Annotated in this window: 17 protein-coding genes; 5 read left to right on the forward strand and 12 right to left on the reverse strand. The window is 72.3% G+C overall.

Going from position 1 to position 23,169, the window contains the following annotated elements; all coding sequences use genetic code 11:
* Positions 1 to 54: 54 nt before the first annotated feature.
* The 5 genes from ASG05_RS05690 to ASG05_RS05710 are packed head-to-tail and all read right to left on the reverse strand — an operon-like array spanning position 55 to position 6,482.
* Complete coding sequence (locus tag ASG05_RS05690) at positions 55 to 1,332, reverse strand: amidohydrolase family protein (RefSeq protein WP_082486482.1); 1,278 nt, start codon at positions 1,330 to 1,332, stop codon at positions 55 to 57.
* Between the two features lie 48 nt (positions 1,333 to 1,380).
* Positions 1,381 to 2,700, reverse strand: coding sequence for an ABC transporter permease (locus tag ASG05_RS05695; RefSeq protein ID WP_056258655.1), 1,320 nt, complete (start codon positions 2,698 to 2,700; stop codon positions 1,381 to 1,383).
* A complete protein-coding gene (locus ASG05_RS05700; protein WP_056258658.1) occupies positions 2,697 to 3,857 on the reverse strand; it encodes an ABC transporter permease in 1,161 nt (386 codons plus the stop codon). The genes ASG05_RS05695 and ASG05_RS05700 overlap by 4 nt, the downstream gene beginning before the upstream one ends.
* A complete protein-coding gene (locus ASG05_RS05705; RefSeq protein WP_056258660.1) occupies positions 3,854 to 5,389 on the reverse strand; it encodes an ABC transporter ATP-binding protein in 1,536 nt (511 codons plus the stop codon). Before ASG05_RS05705 ends, ASG05_RS05700 begins: the two co-directional genes overlap by 4 nt.
* Positions 5,390 to 5,393: 4 nt before the next feature.
* A complete protein-coding gene (locus tag ASG05_RS05710) occupies positions 5,394 to 6,482 on the reverse strand; it encodes a BMP family protein (RefSeq protein WP_056258663.1) in 1,089 nt (362 codons plus the stop codon).
* 181 nt (positions 6,483 to 6,663) lie between these two features.
* On the opposite strand from ASG05_RS05710, the gene ASG05_RS05715 reads away from it, so the two are divergent.
* From ASG05_RS05715 to ASG05_RS05725, 3 genes are read left to right on the forward strand one after another with little or no spacing between them, the layout of a single operon-like run.
* Complete coding sequence (locus tag ASG05_RS05715) at positions 6,664 to 8,079, forward strand: amidohydrolase (protein ID WP_082486483.1); 1,416 nt, start codon at positions 6,664 to 6,666, stop codon at positions 8,077 to 8,079.
* Positions 8,079 to 8,882, forward strand: a complete 804-nt coding sequence (locus ASG05_RS05720) for a creatininase family protein (protein WP_082486484.1) — start codon at positions 8,079 to 8,081, stop codon at positions 8,880 to 8,882. The genes ASG05_RS05715 and ASG05_RS05720 overlap by 1 nt, the downstream gene beginning before the upstream one ends.
* On the forward strand, positions 8,879 to 9,967 hold the full coding sequence (locus ASG05_RS05725) for a LacI family DNA-binding transcriptional regulator (protein ID WP_056258672.1): 1,089 nt from the start codon (positions 8,879 to 8,881) through the stop codon (positions 9,965 to 9,967). Before ASG05_RS05720 ends, ASG05_RS05725 begins: the two co-directional genes overlap by 4 nt.
* Positions 9,968 to 9,979: 12 nt before the next feature.
* Here ASG05_RS05725 and ASG05_RS05730 read toward each other — a convergent pair whose 3' ends face one another.
* Genes ASG05_RS05730 through ASG05_RS05740 form a run of 3 tightly spaced genes read right to left on the reverse strand, consistent with a single transcriptional unit; the run spans position 9,980 to position 16,217 of the window.
* Positions 9,980 to 13,444: an ATP-binding protein gene (locus ASG05_RS05730; RefSeq protein WP_056258673.1), complete on the reverse strand. Its 3,465-nt coding sequence runs from the start codon at positions 13,442 to 13,444 to the stop codon at positions 9,980 to 9,982.
* Entirely contained in the window at positions 13,441 to 14,430 is a 990-nt protein-coding gene (locus ASG05_RS05735; protein ID WP_056258676.1) for a DUF4194 domain-containing protein, read from the reverse strand. Before ASG05_RS05735 ends, ASG05_RS05730 begins: the two co-directional genes overlap by 4 nt.
* Positions 14,427 to 16,217 carry a DUF3375 family protein gene (locus ASG05_RS05740; RefSeq protein WP_056258680.1) on the reverse strand — a complete coding sequence of 597 codons (1,791 nt, stop codon included), beginning with the start codon at positions 16,215 to 16,217 and terminating at the stop codon, positions 14,427 to 14,429. Before ASG05_RS05740 ends, ASG05_RS05735 begins: the two co-directional genes overlap by 4 nt.
* Before the next feature lie 140 nt (positions 16,218 to 16,357).
* Here ASG05_RS05740 and ASG05_RS05745 point away from each other — a divergent pair, with 140 nt between their 5' ends.
* The gene (locus ASG05_RS05745; RefSeq protein WP_056258683.1) at positions 16,358 to 17,347 is read left to right on the forward strand and encodes a RimK family alpha-L-glutamate ligase; all 990 of its coding nucleotides are present in this window, start codon (positions 16,358 to 16,360) and stop codon (positions 17,345 to 17,347) included.
* A 169-nt stretch (positions 17,348 to 17,516) separates the two neighbouring features.
* On the opposite strand, the gene ASG05_RS05750 is transcribed toward ASG05_RS05745, so the two are convergent.
* The 3 genes from ASG05_RS05750 to ASG05_RS05760 all read right to left on the reverse strand — a co-directional run bounded on the left by ASG05_RS05750 (position 17,517) and on the right by ASG05_RS05760 (position 20,408).
* A complete protein-coding gene (locus tag ASG05_RS05750) occupies positions 17,517 to 17,921 on the reverse strand; it encodes a hypothetical protein (protein ID WP_056258685.1) in 405 nt (134 codons plus the stop codon).
* 84 nt (positions 17,922 to 18,005) lie between these two features.
* On the reverse strand, positions 18,006 to 19,799 hold the full coding sequence (locus ASG05_RS05755) for a DEAD/DEAH box helicase (protein ID WP_056258688.1): 1,794 nt from the start codon (positions 19,797 to 19,799) through the stop codon (positions 18,006 to 18,008).
* Between the two features lie 105 nt (positions 19,800 to 19,904).
* Entirely contained in the window at positions 19,905 to 20,408 is a 504-nt protein-coding gene (locus ASG05_RS05760) for a hypothetical protein (protein ID WP_157490089.1), read from the reverse strand.
* Positions 20,409 to 20,516: 108 nt separating this feature from the next.
* On the opposite strand from ASG05_RS05760, the gene ASG05_RS05765 reads away from it, so the two are divergent.
* Entirely contained in the window at positions 20,517 to 21,356 is an 840-nt protein-coding gene (locus tag ASG05_RS05765; RefSeq protein WP_200936762.1) for a site-specific DNA-methyltransferase, read from the forward strand.
* Here ASG05_RS05765 and ASG05_RS05770 read toward each other — a convergent pair.
* Complete coding sequence (locus tag ASG05_RS05770; protein ID WP_235491417.1) at positions 21,353 to 23,053, reverse strand: threonine/serine exporter ThrE family protein; 1,701 nt, start codon at positions 23,051 to 23,053, stop codon at positions 21,353 to 21,355. The genes ASG05_RS05765 and ASG05_RS05770 overlap by 4 nt on opposite strands.
* Positions 23,054 to 23,169 lie beyond the last annotated feature (116 nt).

The raw sequence follows: 23,169 nt of genomic DNA on the forward strand, positions 1-23,169 counted from the left end.
TCCGGTCCGTCCCAGGCGGGGGTGTGCAACGGCGCGTCCGGCCCCGTCGTGTCCTCAGACGGGCAACGTCCCGGCCACGACGCGACCCCGCGCGACCACGGCCACGATGTTGGCCGTGTCGAGCACGCCCGCGTCGCGCCAGGGCCGACCGTGCATCACGACGAAGTCGGCTGCGGCCCCCACCGCGATCCGCCCCAGCACGGCCCCGCCCGACCCGGCACCGCCCGCGGACGGCGCGGCCCGACCGATGGCAGCCGCCGCGCGAGAGGTGCCCGCTTCGAGCACGCGTTCCGGTGACCAGCCGAAGACCTCTCCCATGCGTCGCAGTTCGTCCATCTGCTCGCCGAAGCGTACGTGGAACCCGTTCGCGTCGGTGCCGAGCACGAAGTCGACCCCGGCCGCTGCGGCGGCGGCGAATCCGGCGTCGCGAGTCGCGACCAGTTCGCGGGCGGCGGCCTGCTGGTCGGGGGTGACCGGCACCGTGCCATCGGCGATCGCGTCGTTGATCAGCAGCGTCGGGGCCACCGGCACGCCCGCGGCGATCACGTCGACGGCGAGCCCGGCACCGAGCTGTGTCGCGTGTTCGAGTGAGTCGACACCGGCACGCAGCGCGATCCGGATGCCCTCGGTCGTGTGAGCGTGCGCGGCCACGAGCAGGCCGAGCGCGTGGGACTCGTCGACGATGGCGTCGATCTCGGCGACCGTGTGGTTGCGCCATGACGGCTTGTCTCCGTCGGACAACAGCCCGCCGCTCGTGGCGATCTTGATGCCCGTTGCCCCCGCTCGGGCGTGGGCGCGCACCAACGCGCGGCAGGCGTCGACCCCGTCGGCAGTCGGCTTGCGCAGGCGGGGGTCGACCCCGGGTGGCACGAACATGTCGCCGTGCCCGCCGGTCATGCTCACCATGCCGTGGGCGAAGAGGCGCGGAGCCTCGACCAGCCCTGCCTCGACGGCCCGGGCAAGCGAGAACTGCACCTCGTCCGCCGACAGGTCGCGCAGGGTCGTCACCCCGCCGAGGAGCGCCCGACTGGCGTGCGCGAGACCGTGCAGCACCTGTTCGGTCGGCGGGGTGACCAACGGCCAGGTCAGGAATCCCGACGCTGCGCCTCCGGCGTTCCCGATCAGGTGCACGTGCGTGTCGATCAACCCGGGGATCACCGACAGCCCTTCGTAGCGAGGCGACGGGGGCACCGGCTGCAGGTCGGAGACGACCGCGTCCGGCGAGGCGTCCGTGCCCGACGGAGCCCAGGCCAGCCTGCGGGCCCCGAGGGGCTCGTGGCCGTCCCACACGTCGATTCCGTCGAGGGACGAGGGAGTGGAGCGATGGTGCACGGTGGGTCCTTGCGGTTCGGGAACGGGATCGAGGAGGCGTGGTGAGGGTCAGCTGCGTCGCGTGCGTCGAGGCACGAGTCGGCCGAGAGCGGCCGGAGGCCTCATGCGGGTGCCGGCCACCACGAGCACGGCCAGCGTGACGACGTAGGGCGTCGCGCTCGACACGGCGGCGGGCAGAGGGACGAACGCGAACACGGCGAGCAGCACGACTCCGAGCACGAGCGAGGGCACGCCGTCGCGCAGGCGTCGTCCTGGCGTTCCCCGGAGCAGTCGGCGCACCCCCACAGCGGCGAAGACGACGGCGAGCACGAAGACCAGGGCGCGCAGGGTCTCGGGACGACCGATGCCCACCGCGTCGCTGATGCCGAACAGCGAGGCGCCGAAGAAGACCCCGGACGGCGTCCAGTTGCCGAAGATCAGCGTCGCCAGGCCGATGAATCCTCGTCCGGCTGTCTGGTTCTCGATGTAGCCCTGCGAGATCAGGGTGAGGTAACCACCCGCGAACCCGGCCAGCCCCGACCCGACCAGCACCGCGATCCACCGCGTGCGGTGCACGCTGCCGCCCAGCGCCTGCAACGCGGCCGGTTCTTCGCCCGCCGATCGCCACCGCAGGCCGAACGGGGTCTTCCAGAGCACCCACGCCACCAGCGGGATCACGAGCAGTCCGAGGACGGCGGCCAGTGAGACGTCACGGGTGAGACCGCCGAGCACACCGCCGAGTTGTGCCACGACGGGCAGCTCGGAGGACTCCATCATGCGGCTGACGTCAGGCGTCCCGAGCCCGCCGCTGACCACGGGCAACGACAGGTGAGGCACGTCGCCGCCGATGCGCGGCGAACGGGCGATGGTGCCGCCGTCCATCTCGCTGAACACGACGTCCGCCATGAACCGCGCGACCGCCGCGGCGATCACGTTGATCGACACACCGACGATCAGCTGGTTGATGCCCATCTCGATGCAGAGCACGGCCATCAGCACACCGAAGCAGAGGCCACCGACGACCCCGCCGAGCAACGCGGCCCAGGGCCCGGCGAGGGTGCCGAACAGGCCCGCCATCCAGGTCCCGCCGATCATCATGCCCTCGAGGCCGACGTTGATCACCCCCGAACGCTCCGAGAACAGGCCTCCCATCGCGACCAGGGCGATCGGCACGGTCAGTCGCAGGGCGGAGCCCCAGGTCGACGATGCGGTGATGCCGGGTGCGTCGGCGAGGTAGCGCGCGAGGATCAGCAGACCGAGGCCGAGCAGGGTCCAGCGCAAGGCCGCACGCACGCGGCGAGACGACGGCCGGAGGCGCGCGACGGACGCGCGGGCCGGCACACCGTCCGACGGCGTCGGCATGGTCAGGGGGTTCGAGCCGAGGGTCATCGTGAGGTTCCTTCGGTCGGGGTCGGGGTCGACGACGCTCCGGGAGCGACGGCGTCACGCGCGGCTCGGAGGCGTCGACGCAGGGCGAGGGTCAGCGCGATGCGGGCGTCCGCGCGCTCCGTCAGCCAGTAGCCGACCGCCGACGAGAGCAGCACGACGGCCAGGAAGACCTGCCCCACCTCGGTCGGCAGCTGGACGAGGCCGAGCACCTGGGCGCTTCGCTCGACGAAAGCCAGGACGAAGGCCCCCAGGGCCATCCCGATCGGGTGCTGGCGGCCGAGCAGGGTCGCGGCGAGCCCGGTGAACATCAGGTCGGTCGGCAGCGTGCCGTCGAACCGACCGGCCACCGAGAGGATGTGCGGCAGCCCGACCAGCCCGGCGACGGCGCCGCTGATGAGCATGGCCTGCACGATCTTGCGGTCGACGCGGATGCCGGCCGACTCGGCGGCCTCGGGCGACCGGGCCGCCACGCGCAGCGAGTAGCCGAACACGCTGCGCTCGATGACGAGGTAGTAGACGATGCCGGCCAGCAGCGCGACGACGACGAAGCTCGAGACGGAGCCCTGACCGGTTCCGACACCCGGCAGGGCGGGCATCAGCCCTCCGTCGTCGATCACGGCGGTGCCGGTGTTCTGCCCGCCGCCCGAGCGGAAGACGCCGCTGAGCAGCACGGCGACGATGGTCGTCGCGATCGCGTTCAACAGGATCGACGTGATCACCTCGTTCACGCCTCGGTGGATCTTGAGCAGGGCGGGGATCAGCGCCCACCCGGCGCCGACCGCGCAGGCGATCAGCACAGTGAGCGGGAGGCGCACCGCGAGCGGGAAGGGCAGCGACGCGGCCGCGACGGCACCGGCCAGGGCCGCCATGCGGTACTGCCCGTCCACGCCGATGTTGAACAGCCCCATGCGCACCGCGAAGGCACCGGCGACGGCGGCGAGGTAGAGGGGCACGGCGTCGTTCAGGCTCGACACGAGCGAGTTCGGCTGGACGCCGTACGCCCACATCACGGAGAACGCGCTCGCGGCGCTGTAGCCGCCCGCGGTCAGGAAGAGCGCGGTGACCCCGAGGGCGAGCAGCACCGAGACGAGGGGGCCGGCCACCGTCACGGCGACGCGTCGCGGCAGACCGACCGGCAGGGTGCGTCGTCGGGTCACGACCGGCCTCCGGTCGTGGGCAGGTGGGCGCCGGTCATGTGTTCTCCGAGATCGATGGCGGTGACCGAACGGGGGTCGAGCTCGGCGACCACGCGTCCGCCGTACATGACGAGCAGGCGGTCGCTGAGGGCGAGCAACTCGTCGAGGTCGGCCGACACGAGCAGCGTGCCGAGCCCCGCGTCGCGTGCCGTGACCAACTCGCGCCAGACGGCGCTCTGCGCGCCGACGTCGACGCCACGAGTCGGATGAGCGGCGACGAGGACGGTCGGCTCCGATCCGAGCTCGCGGCCGATGATGAACTTCTGCTGATTGCCACCCGACAGCGAGCCCGCGGTCGTGGTCGGCGACCCACCGCGGACGTCGAAGCGACGGATGATGTCGGCGGCCGTCGACGCCGCCGCCGACCGGTCGAACCACCAGCCACGCTTGATCGGCGCCCGCTGTTGGTAGCCGAGTGCCGCGTTCTCGCTCAGGCTGAAGCCGAGCACCACACCGTCGCGGTGACGGTCCTCGGGGATGTAACCGACCCCCAGTGCGCGACGCTCCCGTGTCGACAGTGCATCGATGGCCTGACCGTCGAGGGTGATCTGCCCGTCGTAGTCGACGCGGCCGAGCAAGGCGGCCAACAACTCGGACTGCCCGTTTCCCTCGACGCCGGCGACGCCGACGATCTCGCCCGCGTGGACCGCCAACGACACGGCGTCGAGCAGGGGGCGCTCGTCGGGGGAGCCGACGGTGACGCCGTCGACCGAGAGCACGACGGCATCACCGGGCGGGCTGGTGCGCGGTTCGACGGTGGGCATCGCGACCTCGACCATCAGGCCGGCCAGCTCGCGCGGAGTCGTCTCGGCGGGAGTGGTCCGACCGACGACCCGCCCCGCGCGGATCACGGTGATCTCGTCGGCGAAGGCCAGCACCTCGTCGAGCTTGTGCGAGATGAAGACCACGGAGGCGCCCCGTGCGGTCAGGGTGCGGATCGAACGGAACAGCGCATTCGCCTCGGACGGCACGAGCACGGCCGTCGGCTCGTCGAGGATGATCACCCGCGCCTCTCGGTGGAGCACCTTCAGGATCTCGACGCGCTGTCGATCACCGACGCCCAGATCGGAGACGAAGGCGTCGACGTCGACGTCGAAGCCGTTCGCGTCGGCGAGTTCGGTGACGCGAGCGCGGGCCGTGGCCGCGTCGAGCCGCCACGACCTGCCCGGTTCGTCGGCGAGAACGACGTTCTCCCAGACGCGCAGGGCGCCGGCCAGCAAGAAGTGCTGGTGCACGATGCCGACCCCGGCCTGCTGCGCCTGGCGCGGTGACCGGAAATCGTGCACGACGCCTTCGACTTCGACGGTGCCCTCGTCGGGGCGCTCTTCGCCGGCGAGCACCTTCATGAGGGTCGACTTGCCGGCGCCGTTCTCGCCGACGATCGCGTGGACCGTGCCGGGGTGCACGAGGACGTCGATCCGGTCGTTGGCCGTGAACGTGCCGAACCGTTTGACGATCCCGGTCAGACGGACCGACGCCTCGTGCTCCGTCATCGGTTCAGAGTGCCGTCGGGACGGTGACGTCACCGTCGACGATCGAGGTCTCGGCTTCGTCGAGCTGGTCGGTGATGCCGTCGACGAAGCCGCCGCTGGTCGAGTAGCCGACCCCACCCGTCTCGAGGTCGAACACCTGCTCACCGGTCTCGAGCGTGCCGGCGTCGAACGCGGTGATGACGTCTTCGACCGCGACGTCGACGTTCTTCAGCGCCGACGTGAGGATGTAGGGCTTGATGTCGTCGTCGACCTGCTCGTAGGCGTCACCGTCCACGCCGATCGCCCAGACCTTCGAGTCGGGTGTGCTCGACTCGGCCGCCTGCTCGTAGACGCCCTGGCCCGACCCCCCGGCGGCCGCGTACACCACGTCGGCCCCACCGGCGTACATCGACGCCGCGGCCTCCTTGCCCTTGGTCGGGTCGGAGAAGCCGGTGAAGTCGCCCAGCGGCGAGAGATAGGTCGAGTCGATGGTGATCGACGGGTCGACCGACTTGGCGCCGGCCTCGTAGCCGACGAAGAAGTTCTGGATCGACGGCTGGTCGACGCCGCCCACGAACCCGATGTGACCGGTGGTCGAGGTGAGGGCCGCGGCGACGCCGACCAGGTACGACGATTCGTTGGCGGCGAACGAGATCGTCGTCACGCCGTCGATCTCGGTGCCGATGTCGGTGTCGACGTCGACGAAGGCCGTGTCGGGGTGTTCGGTGGTCTGCATCGGCTGGGCGAACTGGAATCCGATGCCGACCGCGAGATCCGCTCCCTGTGACACGGCGAGGTCGAGGCGGTCCTGGTAGTCGTCGGTGTTCGGGCTCGACAGTTCGACGGGGTTGAAGCCGAGCTTCTCCTGCGCGGCCGTGAAGCCGGAGTAGCCGCCGTCCATGATCGAGTAGTCGCCGGTGGTGCCGTAGAGCAGGGCGACGGTCGCCGCATCGGGGTCGGCCGACGGGGTGGTCGCGGCGGTCTGGCCCGAGCACGAGGCGAGCAGCATCGTGGCGGTGAGCGCCGCTCCGGACGCGATCACGAGGCGGTGGGCACGGACGAGGCGGTGGGAGCGGACGAGGTGCAGGGTGGGGCGGTCAGGCAGAGTGGGCACGGGGACTCCAAGGCTGTAAACGATTACCTGATCGAGAGTCGAGGGGCGTGGCTCACGGAGGTACGTCGGGGTGAAGGGGTGTCACCACGCTAGGGCTCTCGCTGTTTCGGGCGTGTTTCGAGCGCGTAAGCAATGAAGTAAACGTTCTCAAGAAAGCATCATCGTCTGCCATCGTTTCTCCATGACGACCGCACAACGCCCCGCTTCTGTCGACCTCGTGATCCGTCGGGTGACCGTGCTCACCGAGACGCGACGCCCCGTCGCGGCGTACCCCGACCTGCCACCGCTCGATCCGGCTCGCCCCCGACCGGTCACGTTCTCGCCCGACCACGCCATCGGCGTCTCGGGTGCCGACATCGTCTGGATCAAGCCCGACGACGAGGTCTCCGCCGCCGATCTCGACACGGCCCGGGTGATCGACGCGCCGGGGCGGGTCGCGATCCCGGGGATGATCAACACGCACAGCCACTCCTCGATGACGTACTTCCGGGGCTCCGCCGAAGACGTCCCCACCGCCTCCTGGTTCAACGACCACATCTGGCCGATGGAGGTCAACCTCACCGATCGCGACGTCCTGCTCGGAGCCCGGCTCGCGGTGGCCGAGATGCTGCTGGCCGGCGTCACGACCGTGGCCGACCATTACTTCTCGATGGCCCAGATCGCGACCGCCGTCGACGACGGCGGCATGCGCGCGGTGCTCGCCGAGACCTACTTCTCGTCCCAGGGGGCCGCCGGCCTGGAGCGCAGCGCCGCGTTCGCGGCCGAATGGAACGGCCGCGCCGACGGCCGCATCACGACCATGCTCGGGCCTCACGCGGTCTACACGGTCGACGACGCCGACCTCGCGCGGACGGCCGAGGCGGCACGCGCGATCGGCGTCCGCAGCCACGTGCACGCGTCCGAGACGATGCACCAGACCGAGTCGTCGCTGGCGAGGCGGGGGGCCACGCCGATCCAGGTGCTGCACGACACCGGCATGCTCGATGCCGGGGCCCTCATCGCGCACGGCACCGGCATCGTCGAGAGCGATCTCGCCTGGTTGACGCCGTACGCCGACCGCGTCGGGGTCTCCTGCTGCGCCAAGGTCTACCAGAAGCACACCCACTCGACGACGCCGATCCGGATGCTGCACGACGCCGGGATCGTCGTCGGCATCGGCACCGACGGTTGCGCGTCGAACAACACCCTCGACATGTTCGAGAGCCTGCGCAGCATGGCCCTGGTGCAGAAGGCCGACGCGGGTGACGCCACCTGGATGACGAGCGCGCACTCCCTCGACCTCCTGACCCGCCAGAGCGCCGCCGCGATCGGACGCGAGCACGACCTCGGAGCCCTGAAGCCGGGCTACAAAGCCGACATCGTGCTGATCGACCCCCGGAAACCCCACCTGCAGCCGATGAACGACCTGGCCGCGGCACTGGTGCTGAGCGTGCGGTCGAGCGACGTCGAGACCGTGATCGTCGACGGCCGTGTGGTCGTCGCCGAGGGCCGTCTGGTCGGCGTCGACCTCGGGCCGCTCATGGCAGAGATGAACGAACGCCTGCCCGGGCTGACGGACCGGTCGCACGGCACCACCATCCAGACGTACGCTCCCTGATGATGATCGACGCCGACCGCACGCCCTGGCCCGACGTGGCCGCCGCCTTCGACCGGGGGGCAGGTCTCGCCGTGCTGCCGTTCGGCGCCTTCGAGCAGCACGGGCCGCACCTGCCGCTCGGCACCGACACGGCGACCGCCGCCGAGGTGGCCGGTCGCCTGGCCGACCGACTGGACGCCGTGCTGCTCCCGCCGGTGCACTACGGGGACACCTGGAACACCGCGGGCTACCGTGGCACGCTCTCTCTGTCGACCGCGACGGTCACGGCGATCGTGGTCGACCTGGGACGGGCACTCGCGGCGTCCGGGGCCGGGGGGCTGATCGTCGTGAACGGCGACTGGGGAAACCGGGCTCCGTTGTACGCGGCCACACGCTTCCTGATCGACCAGGGCGTCCTGCCCACCGTGACGCTCGACCATCCCGGCATGGACGACGCGATCGACGACGTGCGTGAGAGCCGTGCCGCCGCGCCCGGCCTCGCTCACGCCGACGAGATCGAGACCTCGATCATGCTGCGCATCGCACCCGACGACGTGCGGCGTGACCGGTACGAGGCGAGCTACCCCGTCTTCCCGTCCGACTTCGGCACGACCCCGATGCAGTTGCACCCGTTCTCGGCGAGCGGCGTCTTCGGCGACCCCTCGTCGGCCACGGCGGAGAAGGGAGAGCGGCTGCTCGAGGCGACGGTCGACGGCGCGATGGCCGTGCTGACCGACTTCGTGGCGTCGATCGAGCACGAGCGTTCTCGTGCGAGGGACCGGTCCTCGACCGGCGGACCCGCAGAGGGTGCGGTGGACCGGTGACCCCGGTCGCCGGGCCCACCCTGGTCGACGTCGCCCGCGAGGCCGGTGTCTCGATCGCCACCGCGTCGCGGGTGCTCTCGGGTGCCCAGCACGTGTCGGAATCGCGGTCACGAGCCGTGCGCAAGGCCATCGCCGATCTCGGCTACCGGCACAACGCCGTCGCGAGCGCCCTGCGAAGCCAGCGCACCGAGACGGTCGGCCTGATCCTGCCGAGGTACACGACCGGCTTCCTGTCGGCGTTGATCGAGTCGGTCAGCGCCGCCCTCGACGACGAGGGCATGTCGCTCGTGCTGCGCTATTCGGCCGACGGCGACGACCACGACGTCGCGACGGTGGAGTCGATGCTGAGCCGTCGCGTCGACGGGCTCATCATCTGCCCGCCGAGCGAGGACGTCAGCCGCGACGCGATCGCCGCCGCCGCGCGGGTCCCGGTGGTGCAGGTCGGGCGGCACATCTTCGGCGACGGCACCGACTCGGTGGGTCTCGACGACCACCGTGCCACCGACCTGCTCGTCGGCTCACTTGCCGACGGCGGGGCACGATCGCTCGTCACGGTCGGGCTCTCGCCGGGCGATCCCGCCGACGCCCGTCGCATCGCGGCCGTGCGGGCGTCGTGCGAGCTGCGCGACGTGACGTTCGTCGAAGCGATCACGGCCGACGCTGTGCTCGCCGGGGGAGTCGCCGCGGCGAACACCCTGCTCGAGGGATCGACGTCGAACCGCGCGGGCACGGCAGCAGCAGCCGGTGCGGGACGGGGAGTCCCGCGGGGCATCGACGTCGGGCAGCACGTGGTCGACGCCGCGATCTGTGCCAACGACGACGTCGCCCACGGACTGGTCACGGTGCTCCGGCTGAACGGAGTGGCCGTGCCCGGCACCCTCCAGGTGGCCAGTCTGCTCGACGTGTCGCTCGGCGAGGACGACGACCGCGAGATCACGACCCTGCGTCACCCGTGGCCCGCGATGGGTCGCGAGGCGGTGCGGCTGCTGATCGACGCCCTGGGCTCGGCGGCGCACGCCGACGCAGGAGGCGCGCGCCGGGTCACGCTCGCACCGCGCCTCCTCACGGGGCGTTCGTCCCGCTGACGGATGCGCGGGTCAGGCGAGCGCGGCGGGGTCGAGGCCGTGCTGCTCGACCTGGATCGCTTGGCGGATCGTCAGCGGGTAGATGCGCGACAGCTCGGGGTTCGACGGGTCGCTCGAGATGTAGGCGACGCTCTCGACGTGCTGCTCGAAGGCGTTGACCTTGTCGCGCGGTGCCCCGACCACGAGCTGGAAGCCCAGCGAGGTCAGCGCCGCCAGCGCCCGGCCCGTGTATTCGGCATCGGCCTTGACGAAGCCCTCGTCGAGCACGATCGGCGCGTAGGTCGGCACCCGGTCGGTGCCGTCGCCCAACCGGAAGCGCAGGGCCGCTCCGAGCACGAACGCGATGAGCTCCTGGCCCTCGCCGCCGGACTTGCCGGCCACGCCCTCGTGCACGATCTGCGTGCCGTCGGCCCGGGTCTCGATCGCCCGGAACTGGTAGTGCTCACGGGCGTCGAGCACCCGCCGACGCCAGGCGTCACCGACCTTCGAGCGCTCCTCGAGGTGGGCCAGGTCGCGGCGGAGCCTCAGGAACCGGCGCTCGATCGCGGAGGCGTCCCGCGCCTCCTCGGGGCGTCCGCCGGTCGAGCCCTCGGCACCCGAGCCCGGCGCACCGGTGCGCTCGGCCCCGCTGGCGTGCTCGCGCAGCGTGCGCTTGAACTCGACCAGGTCGCCGTTCGAGACCGGGCGCGGCTCGATGTCGAGGGTCGAGCCCTGCCGGAACTCGATCGAGCGCAGGGCCTGCGAGATCGGGCGGACGCCGCGACGGATGACGTGGCCGTCCTCTTCGATCTGGACGAGCAGCGCCCGCAGGCTGTCGCCCACGTCGCTGCCCGCCTTCTCGAGCCAGCGCTGCTTCGCGTGCGGCAGGTCGTCGGCGACGAGTCGGCGGTGGATCGCCCGGACGGTCGGCAGGCTGTCGACGGTCGCGTCGAAGCCCGCCGTGCGGTCGAGTTCGAGGTAGCGCTCGAAGACCACGACGAGGGTCGCCTCGGCGTTCGCGCGGTCACGGTCGTGCGCGTCGACCTGGGCCCGCAGCTGCGACGCCGCGTCGCGGTACAGGCGCGCCACGTCGGTCGCCTCGCGCGGGGCGGCGAACGGCAACGGGGCCAGCAGCGCCTGCTCGTCGTCGGTCAGGGGGTCGGCGTCGGAGGCGTCGGCGAACTCGTCCTCGATGTCGACGAGGGTCGCGTGCTTCTCGTCGAGGCGGGCGAGCACCTGGTCGATCTCGGCGAGGCGTCGGGTGGCGGCGGACCGGTCGTCGTCGTGCTGCGCGGCCTCGGCCTGCAGCGTCGCGAGCTCGGGGCGCTCGATCGAGATGCGCTCGAGCTGGGCGCGCAGGTCGTCGAGCCTGGCTCGGGCGGGCGCGGTGTCGAGCTCGTCCCAGGTGAACTCCCTCGAGCGGGCCACGGCGTCGGCCACCCGACGACGCTCGGCCGCCTCGGTTTCGATCGCGTCGTACTCGGCGCGGACCCGGGCCAGTTCGGCCTCACGCCCGACGATCTCGTCGCCGAGCTCGGCGATGCGGGCGGCGTTGTCGAGGCCGATCCACGAGCGGGTCGACCGGTCGTCCTTGACCACCCGGTCGCGCGAGCCGGTGCGGAGCCCGCGTCGGGTGACGGCGCCGCGCGTGCCGGCCGGACGCGGGTCGTCGAGGTCGTCGGGGCCCTCGACGCAGAGCACGCTGCGGTCGGCGACGAGCTCGTCGTGCAGCCACCCGCGGAACGGGCTGGCCGGGTCGAGGCGCACCATCGCGGGGACCGTGTGCTCGACGGGCGTGAGCCGCGGCTCGGCGTCGAGGGTCGCGGGCACGAGCGTGACGCGTCCGCGCACGTCGTTCTCGTTCACCCAGCGGCGCACCGCGTCGAAGTCGTCACGGTCGACGAGGAGGTGCGTGGCGAGATCGCCGAGCACCCTCTCGATCGCGACGGCCCACCCGGCGTGCTCGGGCGCGACCTCGAACAGCTCGCCGGCGTAGGGCAGGCTCGACACCGGCACGCCCGCCCCCTCGGCGATGCGTCGACGTCGCTCGATCGCCTCGTCGGGCACGTTGCTGCGGCGCTGCTCGAACGACCGCTTCTGCTTCTCGAGGGCGGCCAGCGCGCGCTTCGTCTCGCCGATGCGGGCGGCGAGGTCGCTGCGGGCGTCGGCGGTCGCAGCGCGGGCCGCGGCGTCGTCGGCCGCGAGACGGTCGGCACGCTGCCCGAGGGCGGCGAGCTGCGCGTCGTCGCGGGGGAGGGACTCGCCCGTCCCGTCCAGGGCGGCGGCGAGGCGGCCGCGGGTGCGCTCCACGGCGGTGAGCTCGGCCTCGGCGGCGGCCACGTGCTCGCGGAGCGACTGCGTGGGGTCGCCCCCGAGTTCGCTGATCCGCGCCAGGGCCTGCTCACGGGACCGGAACGCGAGCTGCTCGTCCGCCTGGGCGCGCCTCCTGCGCTCGCTCTGCTCGCGCTTGTCGGCGGTGACGCGGTCGACCTCGCCGCTGACCCAGCTGCCGACACGCTCGGCCAGCCAGACGCGCAGGCGGCTGGGGCCGTCGTCGTCGACCAGCAGGCGACGCTTCGCCGAGCCGTCGCGGCCGGCGAGCTCGTACCGGTCGCCGAGGGCCGGCACCGGGTCGAGCACGTCGAGCTTCTTGCGCGTCGTCTCGAAGACGTCGTAGAGCGCCGAGGCCTCGCGGTAGGTGGCGAGCGTGGTCTCCCAGCGGCTGAGGGCCTGCGGCTGCACGAGCACGAACTGCTTGAACAGGTCGTCGATCGAGAACACGCCCTTCGAGGCCTGCGCCCGCCGCAGCAGGGTGAGGGCCTTGAGCTGCGACTCGTCGCTGCCGCCGATGCCGAGCTCGCCGCAGAGCTGCACCCGCAGCTCGGGCTGCGACGCCGTCGCGAGGTCGCGGGTCGGGTCGAGCAGCCGCGCGAGCGACCCGCGGGTCAGCGGGTTCTGGCTCGCGCCCTCGCGGGTCACCTCGGACAACCGGCTGAGGTCGAACGGGCCGTGCACGAGCAGGTAAACGCTCGCCTGGGTGACGTCGTCCTGGCTCGCGGTGTCGTCACCGATCCAGGCGACGCGGACGGCCGTGACGGTCTGGCCGAGCTCGGTCGACCACGTGATCGCGGCACCACTCGGGAACGCCTCGCCCAGCGGGCGGAGGAAGCGCGTCGTCGTGCGGTCGGTGGCGGCGTCGCGCACCTCGTCGGTCTTGCCACGCGCATAGCTGTAGACCGTGCGCTCGGACCGGTTGCGGCTGTCGTCGCGGGCGGCACGGTTGAACTCTTGCGGGTTCGGCATGATGACCGCGGCCATCGCGTCGAGCACGGTCGACTTGCCGCGACCGGTCGGGCCGAGGATGGCGATGCCGCCACGACCCACGGGCATGCGGTGCAGGCCGGCGTAGCTGCCCCAGTTGAGCAGCTGAACCTGCTCGATGCGGTACTGACCCGAGTGGAACATGCCGAGGTCGGGCGCGGTGTCGGCGGTGCTCATGACTGGGGTGCTTCCGGGTCGGTGTCGGGGTGGGTGCCGGGGGCGGTGCCGGCCGCGGGGTGGGTATCGAGGTCGAGGTCGAGGTCGAGGTCGAGGTCGAGGTCGAGCGGGACGGCGGTCGGGTCGGGCTCGGGGGAGTCGTCGGGCTCGGCGTCGGGGTCGGCGCTGTCGTCGGAGTCGGGCTCGACTTCCGGTTCGAGGGCATCGACGTCGGCATCGACGTCGCCCCGGGGTTCGTCGCCGGACCCCTCCACGCTCGCCTCGACATCCCCCTCGACCCCGGCCGCCTCGAGGTAGACGCGCTCGAGGTGGGCCAGCCGGTCGGCGGTCATCAGCGGAACGATCGCGGGCGACACGACGAACAGTTCGGGGTCGTCGGGCTCGGGCGAGAGCAGGTCGCGAGCGACGAGCGCGGCGATCGCGGCGTCGGCCCGGCGTCGCGCCCGCACCTCGTCGGCGCCCGAGTCGTCGTGGTAGCGCCCGACGAACTCGACGACCGCGTCCCTCGAGATCACGACCGCCTCGTCGAGGCCGTCGGTGAAGGCGTGCTCGCGGCGGGCGAAGACCATCAGCAGCGACGCGTCGCGTGACAGCGGCTTCTCGCGGCGCAGCAGCACGGGCACGTCGTCCTCGCCGCCCTGCCGCTTGAAGGCGACCTCGTGGTCGTGGTCGACGACCAGCACGAGGAACATCTCGTCGAGCCGGGCCCGGATCTCGGCCTCGTGGGCGAGCAGGCCGGCCCAGGCCTCCTGCTGCCGGGCACGCGACACGAACCGGTGGGTCAACAGCGTGACGAGGGCCTTGCGGCCGGCCAGCGGCAGGGCGTCCGAGGCCGCGCCCGACGGTGCGTCGTCCGCGTCGCCGTCGTCGAACGCGTCGCGGGAGGCTCGGGCCGGCTCGTCGACGGAGCCGCCGGTCGCCTCCACCGAGGAGGCGCGGGCCGGCTCGTCGACGCCGGTCTCGTCGAGCGGGGCTGCGGGGCTCATGCGGGGTCCTTCGTGCGGGGGGTGCTGGTCGTGAGGGCGGGCGCGACGGGTGCGGCGGGCTCGACGTCGGGCGGTGCCGCGGCGGGTTCGACGTCGGACGGAGCCGCGGGGGCTCGCCGGAAGACGAGGCGGGGGAGCGTGACCTGCCGGACCGCGCCTCCTCGACCCGCGCCTCCTGGGCCTGCGCCCCCGGTCCCCGTGCCGCCGGGCACCGTGGCGTCGGCCGGGTCGCCGGCGAGCTCGACCGTCTCGGTGTCGTCGCCGACGACGCCGCGGTCGAGGGCGAGGTCGAGCATGCTCAGCACGAGCCCGAGGCGGCGGAACTCGGGGTCGGTGGCGCGGTAGACGTCGGCGCTCGTGACCTCGTCGCGGTCGGCGAGCAGGCGGTCGATCGTCGCCGAGACGGCCGCTGTGCTCGTGCCCGAGGTGAGGCGCAGGGCGGCACGGTCGGCTTCGGGCAGGGCGGCGTCGCCGATCGTGACCTGCACGTCGACGGTCGGACGGGCACGGTCGGTGTGCAGCTGCACCTGGCTGACGTCGCGGACGTCGAGCGCCCCGAGCCCGAGCCCGTCGCCGTGGTCGGCCGGCAGCATCGCGTGACCCGGGCGCCGTTCGGCCCAGACGCCCCCGGCGTGCAGGGCCCGGTCGGCCAGGGTGAGCAGTCGCTGCTGCTGGTCCGAGCCCGACCGGGTCAAGAACCGGCGGAGCGACGACGTCCACCGGCCGTAGGTCTCTTGCACGGTCTGTTCTTCGGCGAGCAGCGACGAGATGAGCGACTCGAGCTGTGTGCGCTGCCGTTCGGTGAGCTGCTCGGCCGCGTCGGTTTGGGCCAGGACCTTCTCGATGTCGGCCCGCATCACGTCGATCTCGCGCGACGAGAGCATCTGCGCGAAGCCGCGGTAGGCCCGACCCTCGGGCGTCTGCTCGAGCAGGTCGTTGTCGCGCAGGTACTGGTCGACGAGCGCGCCCTTGCCGACGTGCTCGGACGACGCCCGGCGCGCGACCTCGCGGTGTCGCTGCTCGACCATGGCGCCGAGCTGCCGGAAGTCCTCGGGCAGCGAAGCGGTGAGGCGCACCACCTCGCGCACCTGCCGACGCAGCACGTCGGGGGCGGCCGGCTCGGTGCCGTGCCGCTCGATCTGCCGCTTGCGTCGCTCGAGCTCGGCGATCTGCTCGTCGAGCCGCGCGAGCTGGGCCTCGCGGCTGGGGTCGGCGAGGCCGGCGAGCTGCCCGACGGCGTGGGCGATGCTGCCGAGGCGGGCCTCGCTGACGGCGTTGTCCCGTTCGACGAGGTCGCGCACGAGGCGCAGCGCCTTGAGGGCGTGCGGCGACAGGCGGTACTCGGCGCGAGCGTCCGGTCCGGAGGCGCGGGTGCGGACGAGCCAACGGCTCTCGACCCAGCTGCGGCAGTACTCGGCCGGGGTGGTGCGGCCTTCGGCGGGAGGCGCGGGGGTGGTGGAGGAGGCCGGATCGGTGGGGGTGGCGTCCGCGGTGGTCGGGGTGGCGACGGTCGACGAGGACGCGACCCGCCCCTCCTCGGGGTGCTCGGACGCTGCCCGCTCGGACGCTGCCTGCTCGGCGGCGTTCTGTTCGACGGCGTCGGCGACCTGCCGGTGGAACCAGTCGGCCGACACCGGCCCCTCGGCGTGCTCGAGGTGGCGGGAGAAGAGCGGCAGCATCCAGCGGGCGTTGTAGCCGCGGAGCAGGGCCCAGGTGGGGTCGTCTTCGTACGCCGCGCGCACGTCGTCGCGGCTCAGGGCGTCGTCGTGCCCCGACGGGTGGTTCACCAAGCAAGACCTCCGGCAGTCGTCGGACGACGATACCAACTGGCCCGCACCTCCTGGTCGCCGTCGGTCGGGCGTCGCGGGGTGGGAGTCACCTGCCACTCGTGGAGGAACGACGGAGGCGCGTGGTGCAGTCTCGGACGATGAGTCCTGCACCCGACACTGCTCCCGTCGACCACGCCGACCCGACACCTGTCGTGCACATCCTGCACGACAACGCCGAGTGGCTGCCGCCGCTCGTCGCCGCGCTCGACGCCGCGGGGGTGCCCCACCGCGAGCACCTGCTCGACGGGACGTCGTTCGACCTCGCGGCCGCGCCTCCTGAGGGGGTCTTCTGGTCGCGCCTGAGCGGCTCGGCCCACACCCGTGGGCGGGCGACGGCGAAGGAGGTCGCCCGCGCGACCCTGCGCTGGGCCGAACGGCACGGGCGCCGGACGATCAACGGCAGCAGCGTCGTCGAGCTCGAGGTGAGCAAGGTCGCGCAGTACCTGGCGTTGGCGTCGGCCGGCTTCGACGTGCCCGCGACGACCGCCGTCTTCGGCACCGCCGACCTCAAGGCCCGGGCCCGCGAGCAGGCGCTGCCGTTCATCACGAAGCACAACCAGGGCGGCAAGGGCCTGGGCGTGCGCCGCTTCGACGACCTCGACTCGTTCGACGCCTACGTCGACGGCCCCGACTTCGAGGTGCCGGTCGACGGCATCACCCTGTTGCAGGAGTTCTTGCAGGCGGAAGAGCCGTTCAACACCCGCGTCGAGTTCGTCGGCGGGCGATTCGTCTACGCGGTGCGGGTCGACACCTCGGCGGGCAGCTTCGAGCTGTGCCCGGCCGACGCGTGCGTCGTGCCCGACGGCGCCGACCCGGCCACGTTCGCGCCGTTCGCCGTGCGCCCGTCGGTCACCGCCGAGCACCCGCTCGTGAAGCGTCTCGAGGCGTTCGTCGCCGAGCAGGGCATCGAGGTCGCGGGCATCGAGTTCATCGAGACCGCCGACGGCCGCTTCGTGCCGTACGACGTCAACACGAACACCAACTACAACCCCGACGTCGAGCGCGAGTCGTCGGTGTCGGCCGCGGCGACCCTGGCCGCCTGGCTCGGCGACGTGCTCGCGGCGGAGTACGCGCCCACCCCGGCCTGACGCCCGGCCATCGAAAGGTCCCGAAGCGTCCTTCGTTCGCGATCGAAGGACGCTTCGGGACCACTCGGTGCAGGCGTCGCCCGTCGAGTGGGCGGAAAGTGTCCTTCGTCGCTGGCGGAAGGACGGTTTCTGCCCACTCGACGGGACGGACGCGCCGCGGTGCGACGAGCTAGCGCCGAGGAGGCGCGGGTGGCGCCGGCGAGGTCGCGAACGCCCCGGCCGCGAGGGCCGTCAGCACGGCCGCACCGATCGTCACGGGCCCGAGCGGCCCGGCGAACGCCGCGGCCGGGCCCACCGTCGTGCCGAGGCCCACGACGAGCTGGCCGATCAGCAGCAGCACCAGGCCGAACGCGGAGCCCAGGAGGCTCACCCGGGCCAGGTCGTGCAGCCGCCGGGTGTCGTCGTCCGAGTGACGGGCACCCGCCGACTCGGACCCGAGCCGACGCCGCGTCCGCACGAAGAGCACGAGCGCCACGACCGAGAGCACCAGCGGGATCGCACTGCCGATCGTGAGCGCGGTCTGCACGACGCCGAACAGGGCGTCGGTGCCACCGGGGGAGGGCGGGGTGCTCATGCGTCTCCGTTCTGCCCTGACCGGACACGGCGACGCCGACCCGGCGATGAACCGGGTCGGCGTCGGGGCCGTGCGGCCGGGTGCCTAGTAGCGGGGCTTGCGGGCGGGCCGGTCGCCACCGGAGGACCGGTCGGGGCGGTCGTCGCGGCGGGGCGCGCCTCCTCGGCGGTCGGGCTTGATCTCGATCAGCTTGCCGCTGATGCGCGTGTCGCTCAGGCGGTCGAGCATGTCACTCGAGACGTCGGACGCGAGCTCGACCACCGAGAAGTCGGGACGGATCTGGATCGCCCCGAAGTCGTCACGGCTGAGACCGCCCTCGTTCGCCAGGGCGCCCACGATCTGACGCGGCTCGACGCGGTGACGACGACCGACCTCGATGCGGTAGGCCGTCATCGGCTTCGACGTGCGCGGTCCGCGTTCGCGGCGCTCACCCCGGTCGTCGTCGCGGCCGGCGCGCGGGGCACGGTCGTCGCGCTCGCGCAACGGACGCTCGTCACGCTGCGGACGCTCGTCTTTCGGGTCGAGCAGCAGGGGCGTCTCGCCCTGGGCCACGACCGCGAGGGCGGCGGCGACGTCGGCCTCTGGCACGTCGTGGTGCTCGACGTAGTGGCTGATGATGTCGCGGAAGGCCGAGATGCGGGCCTCTTGCGAGAGTGCCTCGGTGATGGCGTCGTCGAAGCGGGTGAGCCGCGTGCTGTTGACGTCTTCGACCGTGGGCAGCTGCATCTGCGTGAGCGGCTGACGGGTGGCCTTCTCGATCGCGCCGAGCAGACGGCGCTCGCGCGGCGTGACGAAACTGATCGCGGCACCGCTGCGGCCGGCACGACCCGTGCGGCCGATGCGGTGCACGTACGACTCGGTGTCGATCGGGATGTCGTAGTTGACGACGTGGCTGATGCGGTCGACGTCGAGACCGCGGGCCGCGACGTCGGTCGCGACGAGGATGTCGAGCTTGCCGCTCTTCAGCTGGTTGACCGTGCGCTCGCGCTGCGCCTGGGCGACGTCGCCGCTGATCGCGGCGGCCGAGTAGCCGCGGGCGCGCAGCTTCTCGGCGAGGGTCTCGGTCTCGCTCTTGGTGCGGACGAAGATGATCATGCCCTCGAAGTTCTCGACCTCGAGGATGCGCGTCAGGGCGTCGACCTTCTGCGGGTACGACACCATCAGGTAGCGCTGGGTCGTGTTGACCGAGGTGGTGGTCTTCGCCTTGACCGTGATCTCTTCGGCGTCGTTCAGGTACTGCTTCGAGATGCGACGGATCTGCGGCGGCATCGTGGCCGAGAAGAGGGCCACCTGCTTGTCGTCGGGGGTGTCGGCGAGGATCGTCTCGACGTCTTCGGCGAAGCCCATCTTCAGCATCTCGTCGGCTTCGTCGAGCACGAGGTACTTCAGCTCGCTCAGGTCGAGGGTGCCCTTGGCCAGGTGGTCCATGATGCGACCGGGCGTGCCGACGACGACGTGGACGCCGCGGCGCAGGGCGCTCAGCTGGACGCCGTACGCCTGACCGCCGTAGACCGGCAGGACGTGGACGCCGCGCATGCCCGAGGCGAACTGCTCGAACGCCTCGCAGACCTGCAGGGCGAGCTCGCGCGTGGGCGACAGCACGAGGGCCTGCGGCTTCTTGGCCGAGACGTCGAGGCGCGACAGGATGGGCAGGGCGAAGGCGGCCGTCTTGCCGGTTCCGGTCTGCGCGAGGCCGACGACGTCACGGCCGTCGAGCAGGGTGGGGATCGTGGCGGCCTGGATGGCCGAGGGGGTCTCGTAGCCGATCTCGCGGATCGCCTTGAGCACCTGGTCGCTCAAGCCCAGATCGGAGAACGTCGGCGTCGTGTCGGCTTGCTCTGTGGCGTCGCTCGGGGCTTGCTCGGTGGTGTCACTCATGGTGCAACGGTATCTCGTCCCGGGCCCCTGCCGGTGCCCCTCGCCCCGAGTCGGGCCGAGGGAGCCCCCGAGTTGGGCCGAGGTCGGGCCGAGGTCGGGCCGACGTCAGACCGGCACGAGCGCCAGGGCGGCCGCGACGAGGGTCGCGACGACGACGATCGTCGTGACCGCGGCGCAGGCGACGGCCGCCCACCGCAGCGTGTGGGACCGCCCGGGGCGGCGACCGACCGTGGCCGCCAGGAGGGCCGACACGGCGAAGGACGCCGACGTCAGCCCGACCACCGGTGCGGTCGCGCGTCGACCGCGGGCGAGGCCCAGGGGGAACTCGGCGGCGCCCTCGGACAGTTCGGTCCAGCCCCAGGCGAGGTAGCAGGCGACGGCGACTGCGCAGAGGGCGAACGCGAGTGACGGTTGGTGGGGGATCGGCTCGCGGTGCACGTAGACGGTCGGCGGGCGCCGCCGCGGCCGGCGACGGGGTTGCAGGATCGGGTCGTCCGGGTCGAGTGTCACGTCGAGGGGCAGGCGGCCCTGGCGATGGAGGACGATCACCTCGTCGACGGGTCGACGGCGTCTCGGGTCGGGGGACTGCTCCGTCGCAGGTGACAACACGGTCGTTAGCCTACTGGTCGTGCGGAGAACGGGCGCCCGTCGATGTCGGCGGCCCGAAGTAGTCTTCTCGACGACCTCCCCCCGACCCGCGACACCCCGAAGGACGACGTGCAACCGACCTACCGCACCGCCAGCGGTCGGCTCTTCCAGGCCGACTGCCTCGAGGTCCTCGCCGAGCTCGACGACGAGTCGGTCGACCTCGTGTTCGCCGACCCGCCCTTCAACCTCGGCAAGGTCTACGGCGCGGGCATCGACGACTCGCTCGACGACGACGCCTACCTCGTCTGGTGCCGCCGGTGGATCGCCGAGTGCGTCCGCGTGCTGCGGCCCGGTGGGTCGTTCTACCTCTTCAACCTCCCGCGCTGGAACATCGAGCTGGGCCACGTGCTCAACGGCGAGGGCATGACCTTCCGCCACTGGGTCGCCGTCGACATCAAGTACGGCCTGCCGATCCCGGGCAAGCTCTACCCCTCGCACTACTCGCTGCTCTACTACAGCAAGGGCAAGCCGTCGCGCTTCGTCCGGCCCCGACTGCCGATCCAGGTGTGCCGGCACTGCGGTCGTGACATCAAGGACTACGGCGGGCACCGCGGCAAGCTCCACCCCGACGGCATCAACCTCACCGACGTCTGGCTCGACATCCCGCCCGTTCGTCACCGGGCGACGAAGACCCGCGGGGCGAACGAGCTCAGCGAGAAGCTGCTCGAGCGCGTCCTGACCATCAGCTCCGAGCCCGGCGACCTCGTCCTCGACCCCTTCGGCGGCTCGGGCACGACGTACGCCGTGGCCGAGAAGATGCACCGACACTGGATCGGCGCCGAGATCGGCGACGTCCAGCCGATCGTCCGACGCCTCGAAGGCGAGGAGGCGCAGGTCGAGCCCCCAGGACGCGGCGACACCGGGCGGGGCGACACCGGGCGCGGGGCAGCAGCGGCCGTCGACCGCTAGTCGCTCGCGGGCGGCGTGTCCGCCGAGGGGGCGCCGGTGCGGACGGGCGTGGACAGGGCCACCCCGGGCAACCGGGGCGAGTCCGGGTCCGACAAGCGAGGACGCCCGGGCGCCTGCGACGGCATCGGCGTGGTGGCGAGCGGCAGCGGGGCGGTGGTCGGATCGTCAGCAGGGGCAGGGGCAGGGGCAGGGGCAGAAGCAGGTGCAGGCGCGGGTGCAGGTGCGGGTGCCGCGGCCGGCGCCGCCCCCGGCGCAGCGATCACGCTGATCGGCGTCGTGTCGGTGTGGACCGACTGCACGCGGACGCGCTTCGTCCGGCGCAGCCACCGTCGGGCCCCCGGGGTCGCCAGCAGGTTGCCGAGCACGAGCCCTGCGCCGATCGCGAGCGTCGTCAGCATCGAGAACACGAAGTCGACCTCGGCGCCGTCGGTGCCGGCCATGAAGTTCAGCAGCGACGACGCGACCGCGAGCGACGGCAGCAGCGACCCGCAGAACGCCGGCACGGCGATCACCGTCGCGGCCGTGCGCAGGCGGGCTGCCGCGACGGTCGACAGGGCGCCGAGCAGGGTGGCGGCGACGAACGTCGCGCCCATCAGGGGCAGGCCGAGCTGGCGCAGCGTGAACAGCGAGAGGTTGCCGACCAGGGCGACGCCGATCGTGATCGGGATCATGCGGGCGGTCGACCCCTGGGCGATCGAGTTGGCGGACGCCGCGGCGAAGCTCGAGATGAGCGAGAGCCAGAGGGGCAGGGCCTGCAGCGTGATGTTCGTCGGGTCGACCTCGATCGCGACGAACCGGGCCGTCACGGCGAGCCCGGCCGGGATGCCGCAGACCACGCCGGCCACGATCAACCCGATGACGAGCGCCCGGCCGACCGCCATCGAGCGGAACCCCGAGATGGCGTCCTGCGCCCAGGTGACGATCGTGGGGTGCGGCAGCACGAGGACGACCACCGCCGCGACCATCGCGGCCGCGCCTCCTGGTCTCAGCAGCCCCGCCCAGATGCCGAGGGTGCCGAGCGTCGCCGTCGCCGCGGCCTGCAGGCCGATGACGAAGAACTGCGGGATGCCCCGGGCGGTCAGGCCCCGCCCCGAGGTCATGATGCCGATCATCACCACGAAGGCTCCGACGGCGGCCTGCCAGGTGCCGCCGGCCTGCAGCGTCACCGAGACGCCGAGCAGGCCCATGGCGAGGTCGGTCAGCCACGACGGCCAGCGCGGCGGCGACTTCAGCACGTCGACGAGCCCGGCCACGGCCTCGGTCATGTCGCGGTCGTCGTGCAGCAGGTCGTCGACGATCTGGTAGACCAGCGACAGCCGGTGCAGGTTCGAGCCCTCGGCGTAGATGACGCGGGTCTTGACGAGCGGGTTGTGGCCGGCCGGCGCGTACTGGATCGTGATGGCCGTGCCGGTGATGTCGAGTTCGAGGGGCGCGAGGTTCCACTTGGTGCTGACCGCCACGATGGCGACCTCGGTGCTGCGCACGTCGGCACCCGACGAGAGCATCACGTCGCCGAGGTCGAGGCAGAAGTCGACGATCTGCCGGGGCGAGTAGAGGTCGCCACCGATGCCGTGCTCGGGCGTCGTGCCCTCGTAGATCGTGCCGCGGAGCCGGGCCCGGACGTCGCGCAGCTCGTGCTGGTTGACGAGGCGCGACTGCGCAGGCCCCCGGGGCTTGCCCTTCGGGGGCTTGGGCACGCGCGTCGGGCGGGCCTTCGGCGGGGCCGGTCGGTCGGTTCGTCTCGCGTCGGACACGCTGCCCCTCTCGCTCGCTGCGGACCGGGTCTCGGCACCGCCAGGCCGGGGCGGCGGGA

Source organism: Frigoribacterium sp. Leaf186, assembly GCF_001423905.1.
Taxonomy (GTDB): domain Bacteria; phylum Actinomycetota; class Actinomycetes; order Actinomycetales; family Microbacteriaceae; genus Frigoribacterium.

What these genes read in the sequence shown, in the direction of transcription:
- ASG05_RS05695 (WP_056258655.1), bottom strand. Translation starts at nt 2,700, where the DNA reads ATGACCCTCGGCTCGAACCCCCTGACCATGCCGACGCCGTCGGACGGT.
- ASG05_RS05705 (WP_056258660.1), bottom strand. Translation starts at nt 5,389, where the DNA reads ATGACGGAGCACGAGGCGTCGGTCCGTCTGACCGGGATCGTCAAACGG.
- ASG05_RS05715 (WP_082486483.1), top strand. Translation starts at nt 6,664, where the DNA reads ATGACGACCGCACAACGCCCCGCTTCTGTCGACCTCGTGATCCGTCGG.
- ASG05_RS05720 (WP_082486484.1), top strand. Translation starts at nt 8,079, where the DNA reads ATGATGATCGACGCCGACCGCACGCCCTGGCCCGACGTGGCCGCCGCC.
- ASG05_RS05730 (WP_056258673.1), bottom strand. Translation starts at nt 13,444, where the DNA reads ATGAGCACCGCCGACACCGCGCCCGACCTCGGCATGTTCCACTCGGGT.
- ASG05_RS05735 (WP_056258676.1), bottom strand. Translation starts at nt 14,430, where the DNA reads ATGAGCCCCGCAGCCCCGCTCGACGAGACCGGCGTCGACGAGCCGGCC.
- ASG05_RS05745 (WP_056258683.1), top strand. Translation starts at nt 16,358, where the DNA reads ATGAGTCCTGCACCCGACACTGCTCCCGTCGACCACGCCGACCCGACA.
- ASG05_RS05750 (WP_056258685.1), bottom strand. Translation starts at nt 17,921, where the DNA reads ATGAGCACCCCGCCCTCCCCCGGTGGCACCGACGCCCTGTTCGGCGTC.
- ASG05_RS05755 (WP_056258688.1), bottom strand. Translation starts at nt 19,799, where the DNA reads ATGAGTGACACCACCGAGCAAGCCCCGAGCGACGCCACAGAGCAAGCC.